The sequence below is a fragment of the Mesorhizobium sp. M7A.F.Ca.MR.176.00.0.0 genome (assembly GCF_004023165.1).
GTDB lineage: Bacteria > Pseudomonadota > Alphaproteobacteria > Rhizobiales > Rhizobiaceae > Mesorhizobium.
Genome location: NZ_RZTC01000160.1, coordinates 1 through 10,944, shown reverse-complemented (window position 1 = coordinate 10,944; position 10,944 = coordinate 1). Strand labels below are relative to the sequence as shown.

11 protein-coding genes and 3 pseudogenes are annotated in these 10,944 nt (G+C 56.2%); 10 read left to right on the top strand and 4 right to left on the bottom strand.

Annotated elements, in window-relative coordinates; translation table 11 throughout:
• From EOB59_RS31700 to EOB59_RS36955, 4 genes and pseudogenes are all read left to right on the top strand, one after another.
• Positions 1 to 207: pseudogene (locus EOB59_RS31700) on the top strand (hypothetical protein); the annotation flags it as partial.
• 10 nt (positions 208 to 217) lie between these two features.
• Positions 218 to 929: pseudogene (locus EOB59_RS31695) on the top strand (transposase); the annotation flags it as partial.
• A 195-nt stretch (positions 930 to 1,124) separates the two neighbouring features.
• Positions 1,125 to 1,682, top strand: a complete 558-nt coding sequence (locus tag EOB59_RS31690) for a hypothetical protein (protein WP_128290081.1) — start codon at positions 1,125 to 1,127, stop codon at positions 1,680 to 1,682.
• 138 nt (positions 1,683 to 1,820) lie between these two features.
• Positions 1,821 to 2,048, top strand: a pseudogene (locus tag EOB59_RS36955) (hypothetical protein); the annotation flags it as partial.
• 41 nt (positions 2,049 to 2,089) lie between these two features.
• On the opposite strand, the gene EOB59_RS35430 reads toward EOB59_RS36955, so the two are convergent.
• Entirely contained in the window at positions 2,090 to 3,025 is a 936-nt protein-coding gene (locus EOB59_RS35430) for a hypothetical protein (RefSeq protein ID WP_164895809.1), read from the bottom strand.
• 119 nt (positions 3,026 to 3,144) lie between these two features.
• Positions 3,145 to 3,570, bottom strand: a complete 426-nt coding sequence (locus EOB59_RS31680) for a hypothetical protein (RefSeq protein ID WP_128290080.1) — start codon at positions 3,568 to 3,570, stop codon at positions 3,145 to 3,147.
• A gap of 42 nt (positions 3,571 to 3,612) precedes the next feature.
• Here EOB59_RS31680 and EOB59_RS31675 point away from each other — a divergent pair, with 42 nt between their 5' ends.
• The gene (locus EOB59_RS31675) at positions 3,613 to 3,879 is read left to right on the top strand and encodes a hypothetical protein (protein WP_128290079.1); all 267 of its coding nucleotides are present in this window, start codon (positions 3,613 to 3,615) and stop codon (positions 3,877 to 3,879) included.
• 9 nt (positions 3,880 to 3,888) lie between these two features.
• Here EOB59_RS31675 and EOB59_RS31670 read toward each other — a convergent pair whose 3' ends face one another.
• Entirely contained in the window at positions 3,889 to 4,524 is a 636-nt protein-coding gene (locus EOB59_RS31670) for a hypothetical protein (protein WP_128290078.1), read from the bottom strand.
• A 429-nt stretch (positions 4,525 to 4,953) separates the two neighbouring features.
• Between EOB59_RS31670 and EOB59_RS31660 the strand changes: the two genes are divergently transcribed.
• The 3 genes from EOB59_RS31660 to EOB59_RS31645 all read left to right on the top strand — a co-directional run bounded on the left by EOB59_RS31660 (position 4,954) and on the right by EOB59_RS31645 (position 7,164).
• On the top strand, positions 4,954 to 5,175 hold the full coding sequence (locus tag EOB59_RS31660) for a hypothetical protein (RefSeq protein ID WP_128290077.1): 222 nt from the start codon (positions 4,954 to 4,956) through the stop codon (positions 5,173 to 5,175).
• A gap of 1,199 nt (positions 5,176 to 6,374) precedes the next feature.
• Positions 6,375 to 6,674 (top strand): AlpA family transcriptional regulator, encoded by a 300-nt coding sequence (locus EOB59_RS31650; protein ID WP_128290075.1) that lies wholly within the window; start codon positions 6,375 to 6,377, stop codon positions 6,672 to 6,674.
• Positions 6,675 to 6,864: 190 nt separating this feature from the next.
• The gene (locus EOB59_RS31645; protein ID WP_128290074.1) at positions 6,865 to 7,164 is read left to right on the top strand and encodes a hypothetical protein; all 300 of its coding nucleotides are present in this window, start codon (positions 6,865 to 6,867) and stop codon (positions 7,162 to 7,164) included.
• A gap of 872 nt (positions 7,165 to 8,036) precedes the next feature.
• On the opposite strand, the gene EOB59_RS35425 is transcribed toward EOB59_RS31645, so the two are convergent.
• On the bottom strand, positions 8,037 to 8,420 hold the full coding sequence (locus EOB59_RS35425; RefSeq protein WP_164895810.1) for a hypothetical protein: 384 nt from the start codon (positions 8,418 to 8,420) through the stop codon (positions 8,037 to 8,039).
• A gap of 672 nt (positions 8,421 to 9,092) precedes the next feature.
• Between EOB59_RS35425 and EOB59_RS31630 the strand changes: the two genes are divergently transcribed.
• Positions 9,093 to 9,902 (top strand): Crp/Fnr family transcriptional regulator, encoded by an 810-nt coding sequence (locus EOB59_RS31630; RefSeq protein WP_245486843.1) that lies wholly within the window; start codon positions 9,093 to 9,095, stop codon positions 9,900 to 9,902.
• Positions 9,903 to 10,329: 427 nt separating this feature from the next.
• Positions 10,330 to 10,503, top strand: coding sequence for a hypothetical protein (locus tag EOB59_RS31620; protein WP_128290072.1), 174 nt, complete (start codon positions 10,330 to 10,332; stop codon positions 10,501 to 10,503).
• Positions 10,504 to 10,944 lie beyond the last annotated feature (441 nt).

Sequence of the window (10,944 nt, the reverse complement as noted above, 5' to 3'; positions counted from 1 at the left end):
ATTTCAGTCGCGGAGGCGATGGAGCAACTATTCAAAGACGCCAAGGCGGCCGGGATCGGCAGCGCGGAAATCGAGGAACATACCGGCAGCGTCTATGAACCGTGCTCGACGCGATTGTGCATTACGAGTCAGGTCTGCCCGAATAGCCCTTGCCACAGAGAGCGAAGCGAGGAATATAATCCCAATTATATACGTGACAAAGTATGAGCACTTAGCCATGAAACTCGACAGCCCAATCTTCCAAGACGCCGACGCCGCCCGCATCCATTTGGAAGCGCAGCGTTGGCCGCATGGGCCTAACTGCCCGCATTGCGGCAACGCGCGTTCTGAGCGCATCACCAAGATGGAAGGCAAGGCTCACCGCCCCGGCCTGTACAACTGCATGGAATGCCGCGAACAGTTCACCGTCACTGTCGGCACCGTGTTCGAGCGTTCCAAAATCGCCTTGAACAAGTGGCTTCTGGCTACGTTCCTCATGGCTTCGTCAAAGAAGGGCATGTCCGCTCACCAGCTACACCGTATGCTTGGCGTCACCTACAAGACCGCCTGGTTTATGGCTTACCGCATCCGCGAAGCCATGAAGGAAGACGTCAAGTCGTCCGGCCCGCTTGGACGAGTCCAACTTCTATCCGATCACCGGAAAAGAGTTCGCAGACCACGCTACGGTCAAGCACACTGGCGGCGAATACGTGCGCTACGAAGCCGACCGCATCGTCCATACGAACACCATTGAAAACGTGTTCTCCGTCTTCAAGCGCGGCATGGTCGGAGTCTACCAGCATTGCGGCGAGGCTCACCTGCACCGCTACCTGTCGGAATTTGATTTCCGCTACAATCGCCGCACCGCTCTTGGCGTCACCGATAGCGAGCGCCACGACCAGTTGCTTGCCATGATCGAAGGCAAGCGCCTTACCTATCGGCGGATTGGACCGATGGCTGCATTTGCAATCCCCCCAAGATTGCTTGCACCATGCTACTGTTTTGTTTTCTTTGCGAGTCCCTTTGTATCGGATTTGGGGGCTTCTTCGGCCTGTTTGTCGCGTCGTTCTTGATGCGGCTTTGGCGGCGTCTTCAGCATCCGCTTGAGCGTCCCGTTGAACCGTTCCTCTTCGGATTTTTGATCAATGACAGGCATGGATACATTCCCTGAGGACGAAAAACGCTGGTTCATGTATATCGGCTATTTAGCGCAAAATTGGGCCGGTGTCGAAACAACCTTGGACGGGATAGTCAGGCAGTTGCACGTCCACCACGGCGGGCACAAGTTCGAGCCGACTCCACCGTACGCCTTCAAGAGGAAGCGAACGTTCATTCGCAAGGCGTTTGCCGACCGACCTGAGTTGGCTGAACATATAGGCTGGCTAGAAACTCTTTTGGATACCGCAACTCGCCTTGCTGACATACGACATTGGGCATTGCACAGCGGATGGGTGACAGAAGGCGCAGAGAACGTAACGCTCAACCGCTACAGCAAAGACGATCCTCTGAAATGGGAACACCATAAGCTCACCCTCGATGAGCTTTATGCAGCCGGCGTGGAGTGCGCCGGCCTAGTGCTTATGCTCACTTGGTTTGGGCAAGTTGCCTTCGGCATAGTGACGAAGGAACAGCTCATAGAGAGCCTCGGCGAACTCAGTGGCAAGTTCGGGGCTCCCCTCCCAAGCGATGATCCTACGGACTAGCTCCTGTTTGAATTCCGCTGCTTTGTCGGTGCCGGCCTGTCGGCTCGAATCATAGGACATTTCCCGATACTTTCTCAAGTATATAATTGGGAATATAATCCTCTGGTTGCGGCGATCCCCTCAACGGAGTTCGTCACCATGGCTAGATCAAAACCCTCAAAGCAATTGTCGCAGGCTGAAATCGAGCGCTTTCTGGTGGCAGCGGAAGCGCTGCACCTGAGTATCGTGAAACCGTTCATATCGCCACACTGCGACCACTACCGGCAGACGTGTGTCCTGCACGAGGTGCTGTTGAAGGCCGTGCGGGAGATCGCCGGGAAAGAAGTCGAGTTCATCCGGTGGAACACTACGGGGCCGGTTAGACCGCCTGCCGCGGAGTATCCCCCGTCAAGAACAGGGCAAACCTGTCATTTGCCATCGAAGGCGCGTGGTTTAATAAAACCTCTAAGCTCCAGCTCCATGAGATCCTCATTCGATGCCCGATACGCATTCGTTCGAATTTCTTCGGCATGTTTTGGGTTCAACTGCTCAGCGATTTGGATTCGATGCAAAAGCGAATAGTCCGTGAAACTCGTAGGCAGCCTTGTCAAAAACATGAACAGGAAGGAGAAACACCCGCAAACAGCGACGTACGCAACCGCGAGCTTGCTATAAAATCCGATCGTGGATTCCCGCCAAATGCTGACCATAAGGGCAACGTTGAAAGCAATTATTATAATAACAACTCCAAATCCTATTAGTAAAGCGAAGTATGCTAACAAGTTTCCCAGACGCCTATGGAGGTCTGTGAACACAAGGTGGGGCACGTTGATCGGGAAATACTTGCCTATTGTGCCTTCAGTTAGGAGGGCTGCTCGCACAACGTTCGATATTCCGATCGGGAAAACTTTTCTGATTAGATGACTAATCGCGCCCTCAAGGATGGCGACGTTCGCCTGCAGCGAGGAAATATACAAGGCCATCGTAGCGTTGATAGCCAGCAAAAATTCAGGAACACCCGGAGAGTCTTTAATCGATATCCCGAACACGCTCACATCCGCGCCAACTTTGAAATATGTAGCTAGTAGGAAGACAGACAGAGATAGATTGAACAGTGATATTCTGCTGCTATTGCCCTTTATGTGATCTCGTCTGGCTACCAACAAGTCCAGCAAGTTACGATCTAATTTGGGCTGATCGTCGTCGTCCACCATGTCGAGGTCGAGGCTGACAATCTGTTGCGGCATTAGCCAGCGGCGCGGGAAGCGGAAGCGTTGTCGCCGTCGTTCACGTGAGAAGAAGCCAAATCTTACAAAGGGGAAGGAGAGCCAGAACCAGGCTCGCTCCCTGACAGACGTCACCAAATGGTTTAGCTCCAACCGTCCCCCCTGCGAGCAAGATGGAAGCTGGATAACCAGCGAAGCATGCAACTACAAGGAGATGTTGAGTGGGCGTTGAAGCTTTTGGCCAAAGTGCAGGGAAGTCAATTTACGGCCGGCGGCTTCGTCGATAGTTTTTCAACCGCGCTGACGAACCCCTCCTCGATCGACATGTACAGCATCGCATACAGGAACGCGAACAAGGCAGCGTGCCAGAGTCCCTTAAAGCTCAAATAGGCAAGGATCCCTGATCCGATCGTGCCTCCAAAAAGAAACCTGACCGATTTGCCGCCGGTCCCCATAACCAAATACCCCCCGTTTTCACTCGGCCGAAGATGGCAGCAAAGCTCTTCCCTAGGAAGGGCGCGCTTGACGATTTCAGTAGGAAATGGACGGCGCCAGGGTGGGAGATGTTGGGCTGGGGCATCGGCGGCTTTGACGGGGCGAAGACCGTTATTGACCAGATACTCGCGGTCTGTGCGTTTGGCTTCGGCTCGCAAGCGGCTCCCCGCCAGCGAGGTGGCGGGCATCTGTGGCACGCTAAAGTAGGCCTCTACTTGGGGGATTTTCAGATGACACGTGCACTGTCGGACATGTTGGCCACGCTGAATGCAGGGATGGCGGTAATCATCACACTTGGCGGAGGTGCGGCCGGCTGGAACAAGCTTCACGAACAGGGAGCGAGCGCCGGCTTCGTCGGAATCCTCGTCGGCCTATTGGTCGGCTTTCTGGTGGCCGCTACCGTCTGCGGCACCCTGGCAACCCTGATCCTGATCGAAAACCATCTGCGCCACCTGGTGGCCGAAGCCGCTGAACTGCGGCGCACCCGCAGGGCGTGAGGTATGCTCTCACTTTCCGTTCAGCCGTTCATATGCCTCGTGCTGGTCTTTGTAGCAGAATTCCACCATGCTCCAGTCCGATCCAGTCGCCGTTTTCCAGTCGCCGAGACACTTCACTAGCATGGCCTTTTCGTCGCCATTCTGGTTCCCGCTGTTGATCTGGACGAGGTGATTGTAAGACTCGACCTGATTGTTGATGCAGAATTCCTGCATCGAATAATCGCCCGGCCAATCGGCCGTACAGGCGGCCTTGATGCCAGCCATGGTATCGGCATCAGCAAACGCGATAGACGTTGTGGCGATGACCGCAACAACGGCAGCTAAAACTCGGCTGCGCATAGTTCCCCCACAGTTCCCCGAGGCAAACATCGCGCCGATCTGGCGGAAACGCAATGACGCCAATTTGAGCAAGGCAACCACCACCTGAAGGGCTGCCCCCAGCGAGGCAAATGTTGCGCCCATCTTGTTGTTCCTGGCCTGCGCTGCGAGCGGCCTTGTAAGCCAATCGAAATTCGTCATTTCCGCGGTGAGGTTTTTCGTGGCCGGGGTATTTTCCATGGCTACCTTCCACCAGAAATAGGCTGCTAGCGCCCCGCACACGGCGGTGCCAAAGTTAGCGACGTTCTCCAGCATCGATATCATCATTTTACTTCCTCAGCCTCACACCGGCACCGCCCCCATTCTCCGGAATGAACTCGACCCCCGCCCCCTCTAGTGCGGTGCGCATCTTGTCTACACTGCTGACCCGAGCATCCTGGCCGGCTTCAAATCGATTGACTGTATTCCCTCCGACGCCGGCCGCTTTGGCAAGGTCAAGAGTGCTCCAATTGAGGCACGCCCCATGCGACATAGAACTGGCTTCATATGGTGGTTTTATCACCACTTGGAGCAAACCACATGCCGAACACCACTGTTTCGCGGCCGGCGAAGCTATGATGCACCGCTTCGGATCATGTATGTCGATAAAATCAAGGACGGGATGGCCATCATCCTTTCTCATGTCGAGACCGACAAGCCCGGTGATGTTCGCCATGAGCGGAAAGGATTGGCAAGGCGCACGAAAGGCGGTGTGTCATGAACGCCCACACGCCAGTTCTGAAGCCCTACGGCTGCCCGCAAGGCGTCGACCCTCGCAAATGGCGGCACTCGGTCGAGACGCGCCGCTCAGATCAAGACATTAGGTCGATTGGCTATGTGCTGGTTTATGCGATGGACATCCTGAAGCCTGTTCGCGAACTGCTGAACCGCGAAAGGGCGGCGGACATCAAGGCGTTCCGCGCGGCCGGCAACGCCTGAAAATACGACACGCTGTCGCATTTGGCCCGCTACCTCACGATGGCGGGCCTTTCTATTCTTTGTGTTGAACGATGTAGCTATTGCTGATGGCTTTGCTCCCAACGCCCCGCGTGACAACAACGGTGGTGTAGCCGGCGGGGAGTGAGCCGGTGACGGTCTCGTCGACAGGATGGCATCGTCCGACGATTTCCCCGTTGGGCGCACCTGCGAGCCTGTCTTTCAGAGATGCCCGACACGCGTCAACCGACGCATATGTGGTTGGCGCGGCTTCAATGAGCTTGCAAACGGCAGCCTCGCCTGGGCTGCAAGAGAGTAGAAGCAATACTGCTGCGGTTGCCGGATCCATTGTCGAAGCTCCACTGATACCAACCCCCAACGCGGATCGACGGCCTTTGTTGCACAGGCAGCCCCGGCGGCGGCCGCTGCCGAGAGGGTGGCGGGCTCCCCCTATTTCGCAAGCGAGTCCCCGGATAGCTCAAAACCATCGGCTCGCCTCTGAAATCGGAATAGCGAATCCATTGGGGCGAAATCGTAAATTGTTGTGCCCCTTGCGTTAGAAACTCCGCTTCAAGCGGACAGTTGGCAACGTAAACATCTCTCAACCGCTGTAATTTGAACCGTGACGTTTTCGTCCCAACCGATCACCATCGCGATCCGGCTGTCTCGCTGATAAGGGCTGGGGTGCCGTCGACGGTGGTACCGAGCAGACGCGCCTGAGTGCGGAATGCAGGTTTGAACTTTCGAGCGCCCATCCGGCGAACCCTAAGACGGCGCCGGCCCGACGCTGGAACACAAGCGAGAGTGACTGCGAAAATTTTGCGCCCAGGCAGCCGGCGCAGTTGTAACTGCACACACGCGTTCAGAGCGCCTCAAAGGCCAGTCGAATCGAAAGCCCCCGCGCCGCGTTCGCTTGTATACCGTTAACTTCGGCAGAACTGCGTTTGGCAAGTCCAGATCATCCGCCGAATCACTCATTCGAATCAGCAAATTTCCGAGCTAGCCAGGGTGACAACCGCCGACCGAATTCTCAATCGTCTGCATCGCGAAGGAAAGGGCTCGCTGCTTAAAAGCTATAATATCGGGCAAAAACAACTGCTTATGTTTTGTGGGGAAAATTAATTAACTGTTAACCTGCAACCATTTCTTCTGAGACCGTCCGCTAACGTCCGGCTGTTCGCATTAAACGCCGGAGAGATGGAATGGCCGTACGCATAGTGAGACTCAAGGAACTGGTATTCCGATCGGGACTGGGGCGCAGCTCCATCTACGAGATGGTATCGACGGGGGACTTTCCAGCCCCTGTCCAGATTGGCGAGCGCGCCATCGGATGGATCGAAAGTGAATTCGAGGCATGGCTCAACGCAAAGGCGGCGCAACGCGATGCCATCCGTGCAAGCGCAGGAGCCCAAACGCATGCCCAGCAACTCCGCGCAATTAACCGCCAGAAACCGGCAGCGTCAGTTCCCAAAAATCTGATTTCCAGCAAGAAGAAGGGCTAATCTTATGAGAAAATTCTCAAAATTAGTCCCTCAGGTATGGTTGGCGCGTCGCACGAGGGACCTCGCTCGGGAGACCCACCTTTTCTACCTTTACCTGCTTACGTCTCCGCACCAAACTAGTGGGGGCTGCTGTCAACTCCCCGATCCTCATGCCATTGCGGAGAGCCGTCTAGATGAAAACGAGCTGTCATTGGCTCGTGATGTCCTTATTAAAAATCGTTTTGTCATCTACGATCCAAAAACTGAAGAGTATTTCATCATCGACTGGTTCAAAGATAACCCGCCGATGAATGAAAAACATCGGGTTGGCTTGGTAAGCCAAATTAACATGATTGTTAGCAAGCGAGTTCGTGGGGCGGCACTATCTGAGCTTGAGCGGCTTTGCCCAGCAAAACCAGAGAAGAACCCGGGCGTAGTCCAAATGCACCCGCGGCTTGCTGATACTCGAATCGTTCGAGGCGCTGGGAAGACTGGCTCGAGAGAAATTTGAAATGCTCTCAGCCAAGCTAACCTGTCGATCCTTGCCGATGCCCTATCATACCCTATCGATACCTCATCGATACCCTATCGGTGCCCATTTGATACGGTATCGACACAGAGACAGAGACAGAGACAGAGACAGAGACAGGAAGGCAACAAAACCAAATGAAGAATCTTATCTAAACCATTCCGAAAAAAGTTGGCCGCAGCGGCGAACTGCCCTGTCCCGCGTTGGAGCGAAAGGCGATCATGGAGGACAGAACCAGTTGACCCAAGATTACGTGGAGACATGCGGAGCTAAAACCAGGAGGGGGACGAAATGCAGTAACGCAGCTATGCCTGGAAAGCTCAGATGTCGGTTTCATGGTGGACTGAGCACAGGCCCCACGTCCCAAGCAGGAAGGGATAGGATAGCCGAAGCGCAGCGGCATCGTTGGGAGAGGTGGAGAGCCGCGGCTGATTCATAACAAAGCTAAACACACATCCGTAAATTGGCTTGGCAATCGTCGAAGCTTAACAAACGACCCCAGCCCTTAATGGACAGATGTAAACCCTGGTTGAGTGCGTCAACAATTCTCTTGAATGAATTAAGGCGCAAACGGCGCCACTTCATGGGGTGTTACAATTATGTTGACTTTTGTTGACGTGAAAATTCTTGCGGTGAACGTTTTTCCAGGCGCGTGCTGAAATTGCAGCCTGGGAACTTGAGGCGCGTGATGGCCCGATCCTGCAGCAATAGACAAGCTCGGCTTTGAGCACGGCTTTCTCGCTATCCGTCAGGAGCAGCGCCTGCAGGCGGTGAAACGCCCATGGTAGGCCGCTTTCGGATTGGCGCTATCCAGCGCCAGCACGGCACGATGGATCCGAGCTCCGCGGCGGTTACTACACGCCGAGCCGTGACCACTCAGGCGCACCGTTTGGTAGATGAAGCTCCTGATAGGTGACGTCGGCCAGACCGGACGTCATGCGCACGATGGCGCGGATCTTCTCGTCCTGCTCAACGGAGGTTAGGCGCGTCTTTTGGGGGCCGCCGTCAATATCGCCCCAGCCGGTCGGAGCTACTTGGCTTTGTTGACCGGGCGGTACTTCTCGTAAGCCTTTTTGAAGAAGTCGCCGTTGGCGATCGCCTCTTGCTGCAGCGACTGCACTTCGGAGGGCGTCAGCATCTCGGTAACTTGCGATGACGAGCGCTGCGTCGCCGATGAGGGCGTTGGGGCTGATGCCGAATTCTTCGCGGATGATGTCGCCATAGCGGGCCTCCACCAATCGAATGTGCTGCTTGGGCGCCCTCTTACACTCAAGTGGCTTGCGTTAACAAGGGTGGCGGCACCCGCAACCTTCCCGCCGCTTTGGTCCGACGGCAGCGAATGCGTGCCATATTGCTCATGTGAGCCCTTGGATCGAAATGCGTAGTCATCCACTGTCCCGCCGCCTTCACTCATCAATTCGAACTGAACAGGTCGGCCGGTCCTCTGTTGGATGACCGTTGCGCGAGTCCGGATTTCCGGCCCTACAACCAGGTTATACGGCCTCGGGTCGAGCCTGCCATGTCTCTGCGTGGCAGGTTTCGGCAAACCATTATGCCGAGCCGCGTTCGGGCAGCTCGGTCTCTTCCACCACCTCGTCTTGCAGGTCGCGGCGCGAGTTCCGCTTTGTCGGAATTTTTCGTCGTCTGTCCGCTCAAGTTCGCGATCGATTGTCTCGCGAGACCCCTCCACCGGATCCTGTTGCGGAGATGTTTTCGGGCCGGTTTCGATCTTGCCTTCGCCGGGAACGGCGCGGTCGGAAGACGTAGACATCTTCAGCTTCCTTTCGTCTGTATCATGCCTTCACATTTGGAATGAGTCTCGGTTGCAATCCTGCTCCCAACAGGATCGTCGATGATTTGTTCCGGAACAGGACCTCGCGGATTCGTTTTGCCGCCCCGCATCAGTTGCGATGCCCTCCGGGTCAGGAACATTCGAGGCGATTGAAAGTTCGGCCCAACACGTATCCAGGTCGGCCCCCTTGTCACCAGCCTCACCCTCGGAAGTCCTTATTCGCAAGCTGCAGAGAATCTCTGAGCTCCGAGAGTCCGATCTGGCGGTCCTAAGAGGCATCCCGATCCAGGAGAAGGAATTCCAGCCCAATCATGATCTTGTCCGTGAGGGCGACCGGCCTTCGCATTCGTTTGTCCTCATCGACGGCCTGGTCGGCTCCACCAAGCATACCGGCGAGGGTAAGCGGCAGATCACATCATTCTTCGTGACGGGCGACATTCCGGATCTGCACGGACTACATCTTTCGGTGATGGACTGCACCTTCTCGACTCTGACGCCATCGCGTGTCGGCTTCATGCGGCACGACACGCTGCGCGCCATCTGCGAACAGCACTCTAGCATCGCGACAGCGTTCTGGCGGTCCACGGTTATCGACGCCGCCATCTACAGGGAATGGGTCACCAATGTCGGACGGCGCGAAGCCTTCGCGCGCATGGCTCACATGTTGTGTGAGCTGATCTACCGGCTGCGTTCGGTGGGACGCATCGAAGACCACCTAGCGGAAATTCCGATCACGCAGGCGGCGCTTGGCGACGCCTTGGGGCTGTCGACCATGCACGTGAACAGAATGCTGCAGGGACTGCGCCGCAAGCGCCTGCTCGCCACATCGGGCGCGCGAGTGCATGCTCTCAACTGGCCAGCTCTTGTCCGCGCAGGGGATTTCGAGACGACCTACCTGCACCAAGGGAATCCCGAACTCAGGCAGTGACGGAAGCTCCCCGATGCCAAGATATTCCTTTGACAGTGGCTATTTAAACCATGTGGTCGAGGGCAAAGTGGGTATCGATTGTACGGGGCTGGAAGACGCGCGCCGCGCTGGGCGGAAGGCTTGAAGACCTGGCGAGAGACGCGCTGAAGGAGTCCGATGGACAGCATTTGTTCATAGAGGTCAGGGATGAAAAACTGCTGAGGCTCTGCCTTTGTCTGCAGGTCACCGCGATGGGATGACAGGCCCCCGAAAGCCACTGCCAAGTCCGAGCCAGGCATCCTCTTGCGAGTTTGCGATTTCGGAACAATCGCGCCAAACCGCAGTTCGAGCCAGGCAGCGGAGCTGCATGACCCGATCCCTGCGTCGGCCCTCCCACGGCGCGGGTGCTCGATCACCAGCAGGCGATATAATCGGGGCGATAGCGTCGATGGGCAAGAAGGCCAAGCAGAACACCGAGTCTCGGGCGGATCGCGAACGGGCCATCGAAGCGAACTACTTTGCCCGAAAGTGCGGCCTCACCAAGGACGAGGCACTCAAGATTATCAAGAACGCCGGCCGCAGGATCGATGAACAAGCGAAAGGGCGGTCAGGCGGCCGGTAGAAGCAATCGTCGCTCGATCGTCCCAACCGATGGCAGCGCATCATCTACTTCACCCGCGACACACCTTTCAAAAATCCGCTTCAACGATCCGGGCATGCCGCGGGCGGGTCCCGTTTAGACCGGCAAAGGCAGCCGAGCGACGATTGCGGCATGCAATTTGCCGAAAAGGCGGCGCGATCTGGTCTCACAACAGCTTGCCCACAAAGCTCTGAAGAGGTCGTTCCAGCGCGGCGGCCCCCGACCGCCGTAACTGAGCGAAATCCCCACGGGTCCTTGCTCGTGCTCCCACGATGTCTTTGAGGGCGAGGAACAACGGATGGCCTTGGTTGTTAGAGCCGCATATGCCGCGACGCAGTGAACTCGAAGTGGGAGATGGAGATGGCGATGAAAAAAAGCGCCCAGAGCAGCACAAAGGGCCTGGAAGATCTATTTTACGAATCC